Raw genomic sequence first — 19,904 nt, 5'->3', positions numbered from 1 at the left:
ATTGTTCATCGAGGCGCTGTAGTTTATATACAGCCATTATTCGTATCTGAGCAAGAGAGCACTGCCTTTAGGAGAGCTGTCTTGCAATGAGACAGTTATAATCTGATTTTAAACTACATCCCCATTTTGATGTGAAACAGCTCAATTTTGACTTTAATCAGTTCAATTTTGGCTTGTTTTTGTGCGCACTTAGATTCATACCGCCTCAGCAATGAGGATTACGGATGGTAATCAATCAACTTTGTATGATAGAAACAGTACTGATTACGGGCTGCTTTTTATTACTTATTATTCATAAATCAGCATATGCCGATCCTGTATTAATTACAGATGATGCAAGTGTTGCTGATCTATATACTTGCCATTTTGAAAGTAATATAAACTTTTATAAACATCAGGAGGTTAATTCCAGTTTTTCTCCAGTATGTGGCATTGCCAAAAATTTGGAATTAAGTTTTCAACTGGATGATCATGTTCAAAATAAGAATCGTCATGATGTGATATCAGGTCAATTCAAACGTAATTTGAAAGCAGTGGAGTCAAATAGTTGGGGCGCTGCCGCATCCTTAACAATAAGCCGAAATATGTATGGTGATGACCACTCTAGTTGGAAAGTGAATCTCCCCGTAACTTATTTATTATTGGATGATCGGTTATTTTTAAATGGCAATATCTCCTATGAACATCAGGGCAATACTCAGTATGTTTTAGCTGCAATTTCAAGTAATTATTGGATAAATGCTAAAACTTCGCTCAGTGCAGAAATCTTTAATCAAGATCATCAGTCTGTATTTTTTCAAACCGCATTTGGTTATGAGTTGATTCAAGATTTTGTCAGGGTCCAAGTGGCTTATGCAGATCGATTTGACCACCATCATGATCGCTGGTTTGGGCTGGGAGCTGAGTTTCTCACCAATTTTAAACTCATAAAAAAATCATCTAATTCAATTCCTGTTCAATAGGAAGAAATTTTTATTGCCAAAAAAGGAGAACATTATGCTTCATAATCTATGGCAACGTTTATTTTCTAATTTCATCAAAAAATATCATATTCAACACTTATTTGAACGTCATCGTTCATTTAAAGAATTACATCAAGCCAGTTATGCCAGTGAAATTAGTAAAAAACTTTCACAAAGTTTGATCAATGCTTCATATGTTCCATCAGATCAATTACTCAATCATTTAAATACAACAGAGCAAGGCTTGTCAGCAAAGCAGGTTGAACAACGACAAGAGCAATTTGGATTAAATGAGCTTGCGCATGAAAAACCACTGCCGTGGTGGAAGCATCTTTGGTATGCCTATCGTAATCCATTTAATATTTTACTTACCATTTTGACTTTGGTGGCTTTCTTTACCGACGATATAGAAGGCACAATCATTATTACAACCATGGTTGTACTTTCTACGGTACTGCGCTATTGGCAAGAATTTAAGTCAAATAAGGCAGCCGCTGCATTAAAAGCAATGGTGAGTAATACAGCTACTGTGATTCGTCAAGTAGATTGGGATGATCCAGACCTTGAAACCATGCAATACGACCTAGATCAAGGATCTCAACAGGTTGAGCTTGCGATCCAAGATTTGGTCCCTGGTGACATCATTTTATTGTCTGCTGGAGATATGATCCCTGCGGATTGTCGAATTATCTTTGCAAAAGATCTGTTTGTTTCACAAGCGTCGATGACAGGTGAATCTATTCCTGTAGAAAAGTTTGCTGATCAAAAGGATCACACCCTGCAAAATGCTTTGGAACTGGAAAATATTGTTTTTATGGGAACCAATATTGTGTCTGGTTCTGCAAAAGCGGTGGTGGTGAATACTGGGACACAGACCTATTTTGGAGCATTGGCACACCGTGTATCCCATGCAGATCGTGCGACGACCTCATTTCAAATGGGGGTAAATAAAGTCAGTTGGTTATTGATTCGATTTATGTTGATCATGGCGCCAGTTGTATTATTTATCAATGGCTTTACTAAAGGCGATTGGAGTGAAGCTTTGCTGTTTGCTTTGTCTGTAGCTGTGGGTTTAACACCTGAAATGTTACCGATGATCGTGACCTCAACATTGGCCAAAGGTGCAGTATTTTTATCTCGTAAAAAAGTTATCGTTAAACGTTTAGATGCGATTCAAAATTTTGGTGCAATGGATGTTTTATGTACAGATAAAACAGGCACATTGACCGAGGATAAAATTTGTTTATCACAACATGTCGATGTAAATGGCAAGACATCACAACGTGTACTGGTACAGGCTTACTTAAATAGCTATTACCAAAGAGGGCTTAAAAACTTACTGGATGCTGCAATTTTGGACCATGCTGCACAAGACTTGCAGGATCTAAATTTTAAATTTAAAAAGCTTGATGAAGTGCCGTTTGATTTTGTGCGTCGACGTATGTCAGTGGTAGTCAAAACCTTACAGGGTAACGCACGCATCATCACTAAAGGTGCGGCAGAGGAAATGTTGAAAGTCTGTTCGCATGTAGAGATAAATGACAAGATTGAGCTATTAACACCAGACCATCTTGAGGCGATTCAAGAAAAAATACGCCAATTTAATCTTGAGGGTTTACGTGTTATTGCCATCGCGTATCGAGATTTTAGTGGTAGATCAGATGACTTTTCTGTCGCAGATGAAAGTAATTTGATTTTAACTGGATATCTGACTTTCTTGGATCCACCTAAAAAGTCTGCCGCACCTGCTTTAGCTCAATTGGCAGCGCATGGCGTCAATGTCAAAGTGCTTACCGGTGATAATGAGTTTGTTACGCAAAAGGTCTGCAAAGAACTTGGTCTGGACTGTGAACATGTTCTTTTAGGTGGGCATGTTGAGAATATGACTGATGAAGAACTAAAATTTGCCGTTGAATATACACAGGTATTTGCCAAGTTAAGTCCTGTTCACAAAGAACGTATTGTGATGCAGCTGAAAGAGAATGGACATGTGGTTGGATTCCTAGGCGATGGAATCAATGATGCGGCTGCGATACGCAGTGCTGATATTGGAATTTCGGTTGATACAGCAGTGGATATAGCCAAAGAGTCAGCAGATTTAATTTTACTTGAAAAAAGTTTAATGGTGCTTGAAGAAGGCGTGCTAGAGGGACGACGTACATTTGCCAATATGCTGAAATATATCAAAATGACGGCAAGTTCAAATTTTGGTAATGTTTTTTCGGTATTAGTAGCTAGTGCTTTTATTCCGTTTTTACCAATGCTACCGATTCATTTGCTGGTACAGAATTTACTTTATGATGTATCACAAATCGCCATTCCATTTGACAATGTTGATGATGAGTTGATTGAAAAACCGCAAAGCTGGAAACCAAATGAAATTGGCCGTTTTATGATTTTCTTTGGGCCACTCAGTTCGATCTTTGACATTTTGACCTTTGCTCTCATGTGGTTTGTATTTCATGCAAATTCACCAGAACAGCAAACCTTGTTTCAGTCAGGTTGGTTTGTCGTAGGATTATTAACACAAACGATTATTGTGCATATGATTCGTACAGAAAAAATACCATTTATTCAAAGTCGTGCAGCAATGCCTTTGATGGTCATGACCTTGGTCATTGTGGCTGCTGGTATTTTCTTACCAATGGGGCCTTTTGCTGAGTACTTAAAATTACAAGCTTTACCATTAACTTATTTCTTATTTTTACCTTTCATCTTGCTTGGCTACATGCTGGTTGTGCAACTGATGAAAAAAATTTACATCCGTCGTTACGGGTGGTAATGGAGAACTCCAATGCAACTCCAATTCATGCAACATCTAGAATTAGCGAATATGCTAGATACCTTGATTAGTTTACTTGGCGCTTTTATTTTAGGGGGATTGATCGGGTTTGAGCGACAGTATAGACAGCGTACAGCAGGTTTAAGAACCAATGTATTAGTCGCACTTGGCGCTGCTATATTTGTTGATATTGCCAATAACTTAACAGGTGCTGATGGTTCAGTACGGGTGATTGCTTATGTGGTTTCTGGCATTGGATTTCTTGGCGCAGGGGTAATCATGCGCCAAGAAGGGAATATTCAAGGGCTCAATACTGCTGCAACCTTGTGGTGTTCTGCTGCTGTCGGTGCTGCGGCAGGTTGTGACCGTTTGGTGGAAGCAATATTAGCGACGATATTTATTTTGGCAGCCAATACTTTATTACGTCCTATTGGGCATATTATTGATCGTAAGCCGTTAAATGTTGATTCGGAAATGCAACATGAAATTTATGTGGTTTGTCAAAAAGAGCACAGTAAATATGTCATGGATGAGCTTAATAAAGCTTTAAAGCGTTATCATTTTCCTGCTAAAGATTTTGATGTAGAACCGTTTGGTGAGCAAGATGTGGAAATTAAGGCGATTTTGATTGCGAACTCCGTTGAGGAAAAAGAAATTCAGCCGATTATTGAAATGTTAAATCAAATGCCTGAAGTGAGTCAGGCTTTTTGGGATCAAAATACCTTGGCTTAAAATGATGTTTTATTTTTATGCTATCGGTTTTAAGCTATTTTGAGCGTCGATTTTTAGCTTTAGCCTTAAAGCATATAGTCTTGCAAAGCATCTCGCATTTTTTGTGGAATCGGGGTGCTTTTCTTTGTCTCACGCTCAACAAATACATGCACAAATTGACCTTGCGCTGAAGCTTCAGTTTTACCCTGTTTGAAAATAGCCAGGTCATAGCTCAGTGATGAATTACCAATTTTTGCAATGGCGACCCCAACCTCAATAATTTCTGGATAGGTGAGTTCTTCGAGAAAATGACATGAAGAATTTACCACCAAGCCAATGATGGGTGAATGGTGTATATCAAAGTCGGTTTTTTGGATCAGGAGCGCATTAGCCGCAGTATCAAAATAACTATAATAAGTCACATTATTCACATGACCATAAATATCGTTGTCTGCCCAACGTGTTTGGATAGGGAAGATAAAGGGATATTGGGTACGTAATTTTATTTCTGGCTTCATTTGGATTATTCATTCAAATAGATAAAAAATTAACAGCGCTTTTTCGTGATCAATCACCAAGTCAATGCTTTTCAAGATTTTATAAACAAGTAACTTTATAGATGAATTTTGCACTTGTTTACAAGTGTTTTAGTTAAACATTTATAATCGAGTGTATGCCATAAAAAAGCTCATTAAGTCTAACCTAATGAGCTTTTGCAATTTAGAACTGATTCAGTCCAAATTGATTAGAAACGATAACCAAGACCTAAATAAGTCACGATTGGTTTAATCTCAATGCTGCTTTGGCCTGAAATTAAAGTGGTTTGTCCAGCTGGTGTTGTACCATTAACATTTAATTTTGCTTTTGTTGTTAAATGCGCATATGAAACAGAAGCAGTTGCATACCAATTTTTGTTGATATTGAAATCTGCACCAAGGATTGCAACAGGTGCAAACGCATCATCCACTTTAACTTTACCTAATTCTGGATTAAATCGACCAAGTAAAGGATTGGCTTTTAATGCATCATTGATTGCTGAATCAGTTTCAACATTTGAGAAATGTGCATACATCAAGCCTGCACCAACATAAGGACGGATCTTATTGTTGATTGAACCAAAGTGATAACGAGCAGAAAGGGTTGGTGTATAAGCATCTGTTGTTGCAGCTTTATCAAATTTATCTAAATTAATTACAGGAACACCGTGAACTTTAATGCTACCCTTACCAGCAAGTTCCATTTCAGGAGGAGCACCTAAAGTTAACTCAAGTGAAACATTGTCATTGACAAAATAATCAAGCATTAAGCCTGCTGTATCCGCATTTTGTACTTCAAAACCAGCATCAGGATTATTGGCTTGAATATTTGATAAAGGACCTAAACCATTACCAGTTTTACCATTTACGCCTTGTCCTTTACTTTGAGGCATAACATGTAACCAACCAGCAGAAACACCAAAAGTTTTACCATCTGAAGTTGCTGCGTGAGAAACGTTGCTTAATCCAAATGCTGCTAATGGCAGAATTGCTAATGTAAGTTTTTTCATAGAATCATTTTCCAATACTAGTTGTCTTAATTTTCCGATTAAGATCTGTCGCGATTTTAGAGTAATTATTTTAAAAATTAAATAAAAATTAAATAAAAACTAAATACTAGCTAGTCATAAAATAGTCATTTAATAGAGTAATATTTTGATAATTAATCATTTTTAAATAAATTTTTTAAAAAAACTTTAAGTTTGATTGATTAAAAAATATAACAAAACGAGGCAATAAGATGGTTTTTTTCATATTTTGAGAATAATCAAGTTTAATTTTAATGCTGTATTTTTACAAGATTATAAGTTTTGTTTAAAATTTAGGTCGATTTGATCTGATGCAGGCCGCATATTTCAAACACAAATTATAGGTCATATGATAGATATTTTGATACTTTTAAATAAAACACTCAGCGAGTATGTCTCAATTGTACTTCATGTTTATTCAAGATTTTTCATGAATCAAAAAATGATCATGTCGAGTGAGTCATATTGGTATTGAAAGTGCCTTCTCCCATTGGAAGAAGGCTAGGATGAGGGCGCTTTTATGTTGATTTATGCTTTTAAAAAGGACTTATGAAAGAAGTCTATTTAAAAGCGCATTCAATAAATCAGTGCACTATTAATGTTGATAAATTTTAATAAATCGCCTGATAAATTTTTAATGCATCTGCGTGGAGTAGAGGCCTTGGATTATTTTGTAAAAGACGGGTTTGCAGCATTGCATCGGATGCCAATCTATCCAGTTGCTGCTCGTGTACATTTAAATCGCGTAATTTCAAAGTCAAACCACTATGATCTAAGTGTCTCTGCATATGATCAATAAATAAGTCACATAAGCCTTCGGTACTGCCTTTACTATAAGGATCAAGCCATTGCATTAACTCTGCATAAAGTGCTTTTGCATCAGGCGCATTGAATTTTAACACTTCCAATAAAACCAAAGCGTTAGTATGCCCATGTGATAAATGAAAATGACCACCTAAGGGGTATGCTAAAGCGTGTACAGCACCTACAGGAGCGTTGGCAAAAGCCTGCCCTGCAAGCATAGAGCCAACCAGCATATTTTGACGAGCTGCTAAATTTGTACCATCCGCCAAGACCAATTTTAAATTTTTATTTAAAAGTTTGAGGGCTTGTTTAGCAAGCATGTCTGCATAAAAATTCTTTTTAATTTTAGAGGTATAGGCTTCAATAGCATGCACCATCGCATCTATGCCTGTTGCTGCTGTGATATGTGCAGGTAGGCCTGAGGTAAATGTTGCATCTAGAATTGCTACATCGGCATATAAAATGGGGGAAACGATACCTGTTTTGGTGGTTTCACCTGTAGTGACAATTGAAATGGGGGTGACTTCAGAGCCTGTGCCCGCTGTGGTTGGAATAAGAATTAAAGGAAGGCGAGGGCCTTTGACATTATTGACCCCATAGATTTCCTGAATACTTTGTGATTGCTTTGGATTTGCCAATATCGCGATGAGCTTAGCAACATCCATAGAGCTACCACCACCAAAGCCAATGACCACATCTACTTGATTGTCTTTGGCGAATTGAACTGCCGATAAAACAATCTGCACTGCTGGGTCTGCCTGTACATCGGCATAAATTTCATAGTCTAAATTGCATTGCACTAAAATTTTTAATAGCGGCAAATGCAGTGCGTGTTGAATCATGCCTGCATCTGTCACGATTAATGCTTTGTGGTATTGATTGCCTAATACTGTGCTGAGTTCTTGGATTGATCCTAAACCTGAAATAATATTGGCTACAGTTTGGAATTGAAAATGACTCATATGTATTATCCTTAATCTATCATCACAAATTAAACATTATTGTTTTAAGGTTCTATAGGATTCGCCTGCTAAATAACTTAACATAAGACTTTATAAAAGAAATGATCATTTGAGGTTGTTATGTCATCCAAAATGCCATACAAAGTTTTATGTGTGTGCTTAGGAAATATTTGTCGCTCACCCACAGCAGAGGTGGTTTTACGACACTATTGTGATGAAAAACGATTAAATGTAGTTGTGGATTCCGCTGGAACGAGCAATTATCATCCAAATAAATCACCCGATAGTCGCAGTCAAAAACATGCAATAAAAAGAGGCTATGATCTTTCTGGATTACGTGCTAGACAATTAAAAATACAAGACTTTTTAGAGTTTGATTTGATTCTTGCCATGGATCATCAGAATTTTGCGGATATACAGCATGTGTATAACCAAGCCAGCAGCCAATTTGGTCTTGCTCAAATCAAAGCTAAAATTGCTTTAATGAGTGAGCACGATCGCGTTTATCCACAACAGGCGCTTCCAGATCCTTATTATGGTGAAGCTGATGGATTTGAACGTGTGCTTGATCAGTGTGAATCAAGCAGTTTGGCTTGGGTACATGTGTTTCAACAACAGTTTTAATGCAAGTGATTGAAATATTTTTAGGAAATAAATTTAAGTTATGAATATTGAATCACAGGTTCAGCTCAAACCCTTTAATACATTGAGTTTGAACTCGATTGCATCACATTATGTCAAAATACAATCTATCGTAGATCTTCAACAAGCGTTGCAGTTTTCTAAAGCACACGATTTAAACGTTTTACTGCTTTCAGGGGGCAGCAATATGATGCTGCCTGAGCATATTCATGCGCTTGTAGTTGCTATAGATATACAATGTATTGAGTTTTTAAGTGAAGATGCCGAAAGTAAAACAATCAAAGTGGGTGCAGGGCAAGTTTGGCATGACTTTGTATTGTGGACGACAACGCAACAGCTTTATGGTTTACAGAACTTGGCTTTGATTCCGGGCTTAGTCGGCGCATCGCCTGTGCAAAATATTGGCGCGTATGGTGTTGAAGTCGGTGAATTTATTCAATCTGTAGAAGTCTACGATCGTCAATCAGCACAGACACTTTCAATTCAAGCACAAGATTGCCATTTTTCTTATCGACACAGTATTTTTAAAGGTGACCCAGATCGTTATGTGATTACCCATGTGATTTTTAAATTGCTTAAACATGCTGATTTAAAAGTAAATTATGGGGATTTAAAAGATGCAATGATGGATGATATGAGTGCTGAAAACTTACAAAAGCAAGTGATTCATATTCGTCAAAGTAAACTCCCAGACCCAAAAGAATATCCAAACGTGGGAAGTTTCTTTAAAAATCCGATTATTAAGCAACAAGAGTTTTCACAATTAATTGCAAAATTCCCTAATATTCCACATTATCCTCAAGCAGGGAATCACGTTAAAATTGCAGCGGGTTGGTTGATTGATCAATCAGGTTGGAAAGGTAAACAGCTTAATCAGGTGGGAATGTTTCATAAACAAGCTTTGGTATTGGTGAATTATGCCGATGCAACATTGACAGATGTACGCGCAACATATCAGGCAGTACAAAAAGATGTTTTTGAGAAGTTTGGTGTGCACTTAGAGCCTGAACCTGTGCTTTATAATGAACTAGGGTTAATCGAAAACCATTAAATTGAGTAAATATATGGTCAAACCGCATTGGATGGTCAGATTTCTACGAATAATTGCCATATTATTTGTATTATTCGGCTGTTTGGTCGTTTTTTGGTACACGCCATTTTATTCGACAATGATGGTTAAAATCCTGAATAGCATTGTTCCAGTTGAAGTGAATCAGGTGGCAGCAAAGAGCCAGCAAAATGCTGCGCTTTCGGAGGCTGAAAACTTAGAACCTGGTTCTGACTTATGGATTGCTCGACAAGCCTATCTTAAGCTGATGGATGAAGCGATTAAGAGTAAAAATGCTCAGGATTTAATGCTACTTCAGTTACGATATAAAGCCTTGCAAGAAAAAATTGCTGAAGATCAAAAAAATGATGATGAAGAACAAAACAAACCAGTAATTCCATTGGTGTCTGAACATGCTGCATCAGAGGTTGTTGAGAATCAATCGAACGATGTGGTTAAAAACTTATTGGATTTAAATAGTGAAGACAATAAGGCTTTAATGGATGAATATTTAACATTCTTAAAAAAACATAAAATTGATGAAAAATTACTTCAAGAAAATTCACATACATTGGCAAATGAATTGTCCAGTTCACAAGTACAAGAAGATCTTGAAAGTTTGCCTACCAAAACCAGTGAACAACCGAAGCCAATCAGTCAACCTTATGCAATTGTAGTCTTGGGCGGTGGTTTAACTTTAGATAAAAATCAAAAAGACATTATTGTGAATGACTATACCAAACTAAGACTTGAAACAACCTTAGCCTTAGAAGAGAAAGTTAAACTTCCTATTGTGCTGAGTGGTGTAGAAGCACCCTATATGCAAAAATGGTTATCTGAGCGCGGTGTTCAAGCAAAACTATTAGAAAATAGAAGCATGAACACCTGTGAAAATACACGCTTCAGCTCATTGCTTTTACAGAAGAAAGGTGGTGCACCTACAGTCTTATTAATTACCGATCGTTACCATATGCCAAGAACACGTCGTTTATTTGCATTAAATGGGATCGAAACAATTCCTGTCAATGCACCCATGCCAACTCAATTAACAGCATGGCAGCCTAGCAAACAAAATTATGATCATAGTCGTAGAGCCAATTATGAAACTTTAGCAACAATCCGAGATATGTTGTTTGGTTCGAGTGGCTGTAGAGAGGTGCCTTAATGGCAGATATTCCATTTTTAAATCCAACAATTCTAAAGCAACTTGACTTACCTATACCAAGTCGAGATACAACACCACAACTATTAGAAGCCTTAAACTTAAATCGTGAATATATTCCAAATAAAGAAATAAAATCTTATCAACGTCTTTATGGTTTTGATCAACTGGACTGTGTGCAATGGCAAGGTTTTATTGATATGCCGTTGTTTAAACTGCATGTGCAAGTATTTAAACCCAATATAGATAAAATAAAAGGCACTGTATGTTTGTTGCATGGCTATTTAGAACATAGTGGTATTTACCAACCGATTGTGAAAGAAATCCTTGAACAAGGGTTTAGTGTGATTACTTATGATTTACCAGGGCATGGGCTGAGTAATGGTTCGCCTGCAAATATTCAAAACTTTGACCATTATCAACAAGTGTTACATGCGGTCTATCAATATGTAAAAAATGCAGAGCAGCTTCCTAAGCCGTGGTTGGGAGTGGGGCAAAGTACAGGTGGTGCAATTTGGATGCATCATTTACTTGAGTATGCACAAAAACGTGAAAATCCAATTGTGGATCGGGTATTGCTGCTTTCACCATTGGTCCGACCTGCAAAAACAGCGTGGTGGCATAATTCTATTGGTTTAGGAATTATTCGCAGAATTAAAAGAGAAGTTCCTCGTCACTTTAAAAGAAATAATCACAATCCAGAGTTTTTAAGATTTGTACGCCTTAAAGACCCTTTGCAACCTCGAATGATGGGAATGGATTGGATTTTGGCAATGTCAAAGTGGATGCTGGAAATGGAAGCCTATCCAAAGTGCCGCATTCCGGTTTGGTTGGCACAAGGTGCACAAGATCAAACTGTAGACTGGAAATATAATATTGATTTTGTACGTCGACAATTTAGATTACAGACCTTATTGATTCTTGAAGAAGGCTCGCATCAATTGATTAATGAACGTGCTGATATACGTGCAGCATTAACAGGATTAATTCCTGCGTTTCTACATGCACAATCTTCTGGTGATTATTTTGAATAGATATAGGTTGCTTTTAAGCTGAATTTCTCAAAAATGCCTAAAAAATAGGTGAATTATGCGGTTTTTTGAATATTTAGATTAAAAAATAATCACACGATGCATTTTGTTGAAAATAGGGCTTGCGCTGGTTTAAAATCTGTATAGAATACGCAGCATCCCGACGCGATACAGCAAACGAACTTAGCTTAGAGGGTTAAGTTGTTAAATGTTTATTGCGTCTTATTTATCACTGACGAAGTGATAAATTAATCATTAAGAGAATATGAAGAACAACTTGTGTGGATTTTTACTGATTGATTGATCGAAATATTATCATTGATTGATTGGTTTAAATTACTCGAAGTTTATTTGAGAGAATTTGTCAGTACATTGATGAGCCAGAATTGTGACCTTAAGTCACTAATGATTTTTAACTGAAGAGTTTGATCATGGCTCAGATTGAACGCTGGCGGCAGGCTTAACACATGCAAGTCGAGCGGGGAAGGTTGCTTCGGTAACTGACCTAGCGGCGGACGGGTGAGTAATACTTAGGAATCTGCCTATTAATGGGGGACAACATCTCGAAAGGGATGCTAATACCGCATACGCCCTACGGGGGAAAGCAGGGGATCACTTGTGACCTTGCGTTAATAGATGAGCCTAAGTCGGATTAGCTAGTTGGTGGGGTAAAGGCCTACCAAGGCGACGATCTGTAGCGGGTCTGAGAGGATGATCCGCCACACTGGGACTGAGACACGGCCCAGACTCCTACGGGAGGCAGCAGTGGGGAATATTGGACAATGGGGGGAACCCTGATCCAGCCATGCCGCGTGTGTGAAGAAGGCCTTATGGTTGTAAAGCACTTTAAGCGAGGAGGAGGCTCTTCTAGTTAATACCTAGGATGAGTGGACGTTACTCGCAGAATAAGCACCGGCTAACTCTGTGCCAGCAGCCGCGGTAATACAGAGGGTGCGAGCGTTAATCGGATTTACTGGGCGTAAAGCGTGCGTAGGCGGCTTTTTAAGTCGGATGTGAAATCCCCGAGCTTAACTTGGGAATTGCATTCGATACTGGGAAGCTAGAGTATGGGAGAGGATGGTAGAATTCCAGGTGTAGCGGTGAAATGCGTAGAGATCTGGAGGAATACCGATGGCGAAGGCAGCCATCTGGCCTAATACTGACGCTGAGGTACGAAAGCATGGGGAGCAAACAGGATTAGATACCCTGGTAGTCCATGCCGTAAACGATGTCTACTAGCCGTTGGGGCCTTTGAGGCTTTAGTGGCGCAGCTAACGCGATAAGTAGACCGCCTGGGGAGTACGGTCGCAAGACTAAAACTCAAATGAATTGACGGGGGCCCGCACAAGCGGTGGAGCATGTGGTTTAATTCGATGCAACGCGAAGAACCTTACCTGGTCTTGACATAGTAAGAACTTTCCAGAGATGGATTGGTGCCTTCGGGAACTTACATACAGGTGCTGCATGGCTGTCGTCAGCTCGTGTCGTGAGATGTTGGGTTAAGTCCCGCAACGAGCGCAACCCTTTTCCTTATTTGCCAGCACTTCGGGTGGGAACTTTAAGGATACTGCCAGTGACAAACTGGAGGAAGGCGGGGACGACGTCAAGTCATCATGGCCCTTACGACCAGGGCTACACACGTGCTACAATGGTCGGTACAAAGGGTTGCTACCTAGCGATAGGATGCTAATCTCAAAAAGCCGATCGTAGTCCGGATTGGAGTCTGCAACTCGACTCCATGAAGTCGGAATCGCTAGTAATCGCGGATCAGAATGCCGCGGTGAATACGTTCCCGGGCCTTGTACACACCGCCCGTCACACCATGGGAGTTTGTTGCACCAGAAGTAGGTAGTCTAACCGTAAGGAGGACGCTTACCACGGTGTGGCCGATGACTGGGGTGAAGTCGTAACAAGGTAGCCGTAGGGGAACCTGCGGCTGGATCACCTCCTTAACGAAAGATTGACGATTGGTAAGAATCCACAACAAGTTGTTCTTCATTGATGTATCTGAGGGTCTGTAGCTCAGTTGGTTAGAGCACACGCTTGATAAGCGTGGGGTCACAAGTTCAAGTCTTGTCAGACCCACCAAGTCTACTGAACACAGAAGAGCAGATATATTAAGATCTTAAGCTGGGGACTTAGCTTAGTTGGTAGAGCGCCTGCTTTGCACGCAGGAGGTCAACGGTTCGACTCCGTTAGTCTCCACCACTATATAAAGACTAAGTGATTACAGAACTTAGTAAGCCGATAGCTTATTAAGTTCTGTGATTTATCACAGTTAACTACTCGCTGACGAGGCGGTAGTGAATCATTAACAGAATATATTTGAGTTGAAATAATTGTTTAAACTCGTTTTAGTTGATGTTAGCAAGTAATTGTTAATGTTGAGTGAAATGAGCACTAGCGATAAAACTGAATCAAGCGTTTTGGTATATGAATTAAATTGAAGCTGTATGGTGATTAAGTTCACAGGCAACAAATAGAAGTGATTAAGTTCACATTGTTGATCCTCCTTGTAGGGATTAACGACTGTTTGGGGTTGTATAGTCAAGTAATTAAGTGCATGTGGTGGATGCCTTGGCAGTCAGAGGCGATGAAAGACGTAATAGCCTGCGATAAGCTTCGGGGAGGCGGCAAATATCCTGTGATCCGGAGATTTCTGAATGGGGAAACCCACTTACCATAAGGTAGGTATCGCATGATGAATACATAGTCATGCGAGGCGAACGAGGGGAAGTGAAACATCTCAGTACCCTTAGGAAAAGAAATCAATTGAGATTCCCTCAGTAGCGGCGAGCGAACGGGGATCAGCCCATTAAGTTATATGTGTTTTAGCGGAAAGCTCTGGGAAGTGCTACCGTAGAGGGTGATAGTCCCGTACACGAAAGGGCACATATAATGATGACGAGTAGGGCGAGGCACGTGAAACCTTGTCTGAATATGGGGGGACCATCCTCCAAGGCTAAATACTCCTGACTGACCGATAGTGAACCAGTACCGTGAGGGAAAGGCGAAAAGAACCCCTGTGAGGGGAGTGAAATAGATCCTGAAACCGCATGCATACAAGCAGTGGGAGCCAACTTGTTTGGTGACTGCGTACCTTTTGTATAATGGGTCAGCGACTTATATTCAGTAGCAAGGTTAACCGCATAGGGGAGCCGTAGAGAAATCGAGTCTTAATAGGGCGTTTAGTTGCTGGGTATAGACCCGAAACCGGGTGATCTATCCATGAGCAGGTTGAAGGTTGGGTAACACTAACTGGAGGACCGAACCCACTGTCGTTGAAAAGCCAGGGGATGACTTGTGGATAGGGGTGAAAGGCTAATCAAACTCGGTGATAGCTGGTTCTCCCCGAAAGCTATTTAGGTAGCGCCTCGGACGAATACCATAGGGGGTAGAGCACTGTTTCGGCTAGGGGGTCATCCCGACTTACCAAACCGATGCAAACTCCGAATACCTATGAGTACTATCCGGGAGACAGACTGCGGGTGCTAACGTCCGTAGTCAAGAGGAAAACAATCCAGACCGCCAGCTAAGGCCCCCAAATTATAGTTAAGTGGGAAACGATGTGGGAAGGCATAGACAGCTAGGAGGTTGGCTTAGAAGCAGCCACCCTTTAAAGAAAGCGTAATAGCTCACTAGTCGAGTCGGCCTGCGCGGAAGATGTAACGGGGCTAAAACTATATGCCGAAGCTGCGGATGTATACTATGTATACGTGGTAGGGGAGCGTTCTGTAAGCCGATGAAGGTGTATTGAGAAGTATGCTGGAGGTATCAGAAGTGCGAATGCTGACGTGAGTAACGACAAAACGGGTGAAAAACCCGTTCGCTGAAAGACCAAGGGTTCCAGTCCAACGTTAATCGGGGCTGGGTGAGTCGACCCCTAAGGCGAGGCCGAGAGGCGTAGTCGATGGGAAATTGGTTAATATTCCAATACTTCTGTGTAATGCGATGAGAGGACGGAGAAAGTTAAGTCAGCCTGGCGTTGGTTGTCCAGGTGAAAGGCAGTAGGCATGCATCTTAGGCAAATCCGGGGTGCTCTATGCTGAGAGCTGATAGCAAGCTAGTTTACTAGCGAAGTGGCTGATACTATGCTTCCAGGAAAAGTCTCTAAGCTTCAGTTACACAGGAATCGTACCCTAAACCGACACAGGTGGTCAGGTCGAGTAGACCAAAGCGCTTGAGAGAACTCTGCTGAAGGAACTAGGCAAAATGGTACCGTAACTTCGGGAGAAGGTACGCTGCTGACGGTGATAGGACTTGCTCCTTGAGCTATTGGCAGCCACAGAAACCAGGCCCCTGCAACTGTTTATTAAAAACATAGCACTCTGCAAACACGAAAGTGGACGTATAGGGTGTGATGCCTGCCCGGTGCTGGAAGGTTAATTGATGGGGTTAGCGTAAGCGAAGCTCTTGATCGAAGCCCCAGTAAACGGCGGCCGTAACTATAACGGTCCTAAGGTAGCGAAATTCCTTGTCGGGTAAGTTCCGACCTGCACGAATGGCATAATGATGGGGGCGCTGTCTCCAGCAGAGGCTCAGTGAAATCGAAATCGCCGTGAAGATGCGGTGTACCCGCGGCTAGACGGAAAGACCCCGTGAACCTTTACTGCAGCTTGACATTGAACTTTGATCTTACTTGTGTAGGATAGGTGGGAGGCTTTGAAGTAGTGACGCCAGTTGCTATGGAGCCATCCTTGAAATACCACCCTGGTAATATTGAGGTTCTAACTCTGTCCCGTTATCCGGGACGAGGACCATGTCTGGTGGGTAGTTTGACTGGGGCGGTCTCCTCCTAAAGAGTAACGGAGGAGTACGAAGGTGCGCTCAGCGTGGTCGGAAATCACGCGTAGAGTATAAAGGCAAAAGCGCGCTTAACTGCGAGACCCACAAGTCGAGCAGGTACGAAAGTAGGTCTTAGTGATCCGGTGGTTCTGTATGGAAGGGCCATCGCTCAACGGATAAAAGGTACTCTGGGGATAACAGGCTGATACCGCCCAAGAGTTCATATCGACGGCGGTGTTTGGCACCTCGATGTCGGCTCATCTCATCCTGGGGCTGAAGCAGGTCCCAAGGGTATGGCTGTTCGCCATTTAAAGAGGTACGCGAGCTGGGTTTAGAACGTCGTGAGACAGTTCGGTCCCTATCTACCGTGGGCGTTGGAAATTTGAGAGGATCTGCTCCTAGTACGAGAGGACCAGAGTGGACGAACCTCTGGTGTACCGGTTGTGACGCCAGTCGCATCGCCGGGTAGCTATGTTCGGAAGGGATAACCGCTGAAAGCATCTAAGCGGGAAGCCTACCTCAAGATAAGATTTCCCTAGGACTTTATGTCCTCTAAAGAGCCGTTGAAGACTACGACGTTGATAGGTTGGATGTGGAAGTGCGGTGACGCATGAAGCTGACCAATACTAATTGCTCGTGAGGCTTGACTATACAACACCCAAGCAGTTGTATATGAAGCATCATTTGATTCATAAAAGATCAAACATACTTGATTTAGTTGTAAAGCTAGTTAAACTATTCAACTCAAATGTTCTGTTAAACTCATTTGGTACGAAGTAAGGCATTTAAATAAGACCCGAACAAGTCCATAACAGTTTGCTGGCGACAATAGCAAGAGTGAACCACCTGATCCCTTCCCGAACTCAGAAGTGAAACCTCTTAGCGCTGATGGTAGTGTGGGGTTACCCATGTGAGAGTAAGTCATCGCCAGCTTTTAAATCTAAAACACCCCGGTCTCTAACGAGAGCGGGGTGTTTTTTTATGCGCGGAGAAAAATAATAAATAGTAAGAATAAGATGTAAATTTTGTTGTTTTACTTCCTCATCAAAATATTGCAAAGTAGGATAGAGTTAAGACTAACTATAGTTACTGGTTGCTTAGGCAGAATAGAAAGAAGAATGACATTTAACGGAAATAGATAAAATGCACTGCTTTAAAACCTATCTATCCTCCAACGTATTCCCTTATTTTTATGAAATTTCCTTTCCTTCCGCATAATTTGAAAAATGAAAGCATCAACTGAATAAATTTATGCAATATACAGTGAAACGAATTGAGCTTAAAATCCATTTTTATTTCTGTTAGGTGTTTTTATGCAATGGGTTGTCGCTGAAACATATTCATTTCCTTACGAGGCTCAGATTGCCAAAACGCAATTAGAAGCAGCAGAAATTCCAGCACGTATTGAAAATGAACATACTATTAATATGGATTGGCTTTACTCCAATGCTTTGGGTGGTGTGCGACTGTTAGTTCCTGAAAGCTATGCAGAGGAGGCTAAAGCATTACTTGCCCAAGATTTTAGCCAAGAATTAGAACAACAGTTTGGAGCAGGTGAAAGTTGCCCTCATTGTGGTAGTAGTGATATACAGCCATATACCGAAGGAAAACGTCCCGCTTATTTGGTTTTTCTATTGCTTGGTTTTCCGCTCTTTTTTTATAAAAATGGAACGAAGTGTAAACAGTGCCAACATTTTTGGAGTTAGTACTCTATTGGAAAATCGGCAAGATATTTTAAATAAGCAAACTTTAGATCAAATAAATTACTTACTAGAAAATATCGTAAAATTTGATTAACAAAAACAACGCATCATTCAACAGGATTTTGAAGTTGAAGGAATAGTCAAAGACTATGTGGATTTTCATATTAAAGAATTAGGTGATGATTGCTTAGAAAAAATTGGGATTTCTAATCCATCCACTGATTGTGGTCAAAATAGATCATCAAGGTCTTTTAGATCATCTAAGTATCTAAGTTGGGAAAGTTGAAATATAGAGCTAAATCTAACATGTTCATATTTTGCTAAAATGAAACAAAGGCTAAGCTTTAAGCTTGATATATTCTGTGTTGAGTTTATATGCTTATTTGCACAAGTATAAGTAATTAATATTTGCTGAAAGCTGAATCGTACAATTTACAATTAATGGATCAACATGGATAGAAATACTCCCATTTATGTTTCTTTAACAGGTACAAATAGCCATCAGATAAAAATTCCAGCTGGGCAAGGAAGCTTCTCAATTGGTCGAATCGGCATGGACAAGAAAAAGTTTGATGTTCTTGTTGAAGAAAATGCTGTAATCAATTGGGATGCTTTTAATACTTTTTATACGCCAAATGGTCAACAAAATGCGCATTTGCATCCTTATGGAGATTGGCCAAGATTTTTTTATTATTGGGGAAATGATCAGGGGTTTATTGAATGGTCGAAGAAAAGAGTAATAGAAGATTTTTCTTGGCGACCTACGCAAGCGATTTGTCTAGATTTAAGTCATGCTCAAATTCATAACTTTTCAATCAAAGCAGATCAATATCCAATCACATTAGTTTTAAATCATGCTGATGATGAGAATAAGAAGGGGTTATATTCGCTTCATTTGGCTGGTCATATTGAGCAATTTGAAATTATTACCACAGCAGCATATCCCCATTTGAGAATAGAACCAACGACAAACAAAGATCCAATGGTATCGGCATACCATCTTCCTGTTATGAAAAATTTAGCGGCAATAACTTCGTTAGATTTAACTGTTAAACCTTTAGGTCAAGCTTTTGATTGTGAAAGCTTATTACAGTTTCCTAATTTAAAAAATCTAAACTTAACTGGGAATATAATCAATACAGCAAGTTTAAAGCAACTTCAGCAACTTGAACGTATTGGAATACGCTATGCCGTAAATTTGGAAGGCTTTCCAGCTTTAAATACTTGGGAAAACTTAAGGTCCTTCATTGGATGGAATATTGATGAAAAAACAGGGAAAAGGTTAAATGCTGAATTAAAGCATTTAGTTAAAGAAAAACAATTGGATTATTCGTCGGTGTCTAAACTGAGGAGTTCAATATGGTTTACCACTGAATATGGAATTCCATTTGAAAACTGGGAAAGCAATAATGCAAAAATTGCGATCAAAGCATATAAATCTGCTTTAAAAGAAATCTCCAAGGCGAAGACAAAACAAGATGTGAAAGGTGCAATTATTGAACTTGTTGAGATAATTAATACATTGCCCAATATTGAAACTGTTGAAAGAGAAGATACTGGTCTTGCTGTACTGCAACTGGTTGAAGCTTCAACATTCGATATAGATCAAGAAACAGTGAATGCTTGGTTTGATGAAATACGAGATTTTTAAAATATTCTGTTGTTAAGTAAAAAACGGCAAGATTTCTTGCCATTTTTTAAATTAAGATTAGAAGCTATATCCCGTAACTTACGATCGCCACGACGAT

Annotated in this window: 12 protein-coding genes, 2 tRNA genes and 3 rRNA genes; 14 read left to right on the top strand and 3 right to left on the bottom strand. The window is 39.8% G+C overall.

All coding sequences use genetic code 11. From position 1 onward, the window contains the following. Positions 1–224: 224 nt before the first annotated feature. From AC07U8_RS12305 to AC07U8_RS12295, 3 genes are read left to right on the top strand one after another with little or no spacing between them, the layout of a single operon-like run. Positions 225–962: a PA4824 family protein gene (locus AC07U8_RS12305; RefSeq protein WP_034618334.1), complete on the top strand. Its 738-nt coding sequence runs from the start codon at positions 225–227 to the stop codon at positions 960–962. Positions 963–996: 34 nt separating this feature from the next. Beyond that, the gene (mgtA, locus tag AC07U8_RS12300) at positions 997–3,744 is read left to right on the top strand and encodes a magnesium-translocating P-type ATPase (protein ID WP_494737956.1); all 2,748 of its coding nucleotides are present in this window, start codon (positions 997–999) and stop codon (positions 3,742–3,744) included. A 12-nt stretch (positions 3,745–3,756) separates the two neighbouring features. Continuing rightward, the gene (locus AC07U8_RS12295) at positions 3,757–4,476 is read left to right on the top strand and encodes an MgtC/SapB family protein (RefSeq protein ID WP_004719550.1); all 720 of its coding nucleotides are present in this window, start codon (positions 3,757–3,759) and stop codon (positions 4,474–4,476) included. A 65-nt stretch (positions 4,477–4,541) separates the two neighbouring features. Here the strand turns inward: AC07U8_RS12295 and AC07U8_RS12290 are convergent, their stop codons facing one another. The 3 genes from AC07U8_RS12290 to AC07U8_RS12280 form a co-directional block, all read right to left on the bottom strand. Continuing rightward, entirely contained in the window at positions 4,542–4,973 is a 432-nt protein-coding gene (locus AC07U8_RS12290) for an acyl-CoA thioesterase (RefSeq protein ID WP_494737955.1), read from the bottom strand. Positions 4,974–5,200: 227 nt separating this feature from the next. After that, a complete protein-coding gene (locus AC07U8_RS12285) occupies positions 5,201–6,001 on the bottom strand; it encodes an OmpW/AlkL family protein (protein ID WP_494737954.1) in 801 nt (266 codons plus the stop codon). A gap of 629 nt (positions 6,002–6,630) precedes the next feature. After that, positions 6,631–7,785 carry an iron-containing alcohol dehydrogenase gene (locus AC07U8_RS12280; RefSeq protein WP_494737953.1) on the bottom strand — a complete coding sequence of 385 codons (1,155 nt, stop codon included), beginning with the start codon at positions 7,783–7,785 and terminating at the stop codon, positions 6,631–6,633. A gap of 120 nt (positions 7,786–7,905) precedes the next feature. On the opposite strand from AC07U8_RS12280, the gene AC07U8_RS12275 reads away from it, so the two are divergent. The 11 genes from AC07U8_RS12275 to AC07U8_RS12225 all read left to right on the top strand — a co-directional run bounded on the left by AC07U8_RS12275 (position 7,906) and on the right by AC07U8_RS12225 (position 19,807). Beyond that, entirely contained in the window at positions 7,906–8,409 is a 504-nt protein-coding gene (locus AC07U8_RS12275; protein WP_004822261.1) for a low molecular weight protein-tyrosine-phosphatase, read from the top strand. A 40-nt stretch (positions 8,410–8,449) separates the two neighbouring features. Continuing rightward, complete coding sequence (gene murB / locus AC07U8_RS12270; RefSeq protein ID WP_494737952.1) at positions 8,450–9,478, top strand: UDP-N-acetylmuramate dehydrogenase; 1,029 nt, start codon at positions 8,450–8,452, stop codon at positions 9,476–9,478. Between the two features lie 13 nt (positions 9,479–9,491). Further along, complete coding sequence (locus AC07U8_RS12265) at positions 9,492–10,640, top strand: YdcF family protein (RefSeq protein ID WP_056512837.1); 1,149 nt, start codon at positions 9,492–9,494, stop codon at positions 10,638–10,640. Further along, a complete protein-coding gene (locus tag AC07U8_RS12260) occupies positions 10,640–11,671 on the top strand; it encodes an alpha/beta hydrolase (RefSeq protein WP_004719563.1) in 1,032 nt (343 codons plus the stop codon). The genes AC07U8_RS12265 and AC07U8_RS12260 overlap by 1 nt, the downstream gene beginning before the upstream one ends. Before the next feature lie 410 nt (positions 11,672–12,081). After that, a 16S ribosomal RNA gene (locus tag AC07U8_RS12255) occupies positions 12,082–13,620 on the top strand. Between the two features lie 59 nt (positions 13,621–13,679). Continuing rightward, positions 13,680–13,756: transfer RNA gene (locus AC07U8_RS12250), tRNA-Ile, on the top strand. Between the two features lie 44 nt (positions 13,757–13,800). Then, positions 13,801–13,876 (top strand) — tRNA-Ala (locus AC07U8_RS12245). A 337-nt stretch (positions 13,877–14,213) separates the two neighbouring features. Next, positions 14,214–17,104 (top strand): 23S ribosomal RNA (locus tag AC07U8_RS12240). Between the two features lie 167 nt (positions 17,105–17,271). Next, positions 17,272–17,386 (top strand): 5S ribosomal RNA (gene rrf / locus AC07U8_RS12235). The 16S, 23S and 5S rRNA genes sit together here with 2 tRNA genes alongside, the layout of an rRNA operon. Before the next feature lie 380 nt (positions 17,387–17,766). Further along, entirely contained in the window at positions 17,767–18,159 is a 393-nt protein-coding gene (locus AC07U8_RS12230) for a putative signal transducing protein (RefSeq protein WP_494737951.1), read from the top strand. Positions 18,160–18,607: 448 nt separating this feature from the next. Continuing rightward, the gene (locus AC07U8_RS12225; RefSeq protein ID WP_494737950.1) at positions 18,608–19,807 is read left to right on the top strand and encodes a hypothetical protein; all 1,200 of its coding nucleotides are present in this window, start codon (positions 18,608–18,610) and stop codon (positions 19,805–19,807) included. Positions 19,808–19,904 lie beyond the last annotated feature (97 nt).

This window comes from Acinetobacter sp. GW821-FHT01E09, from assembly GCF_059422385.1.
This window is presented reverse-complemented; position numbering and strand designations above follow the sequence as displayed.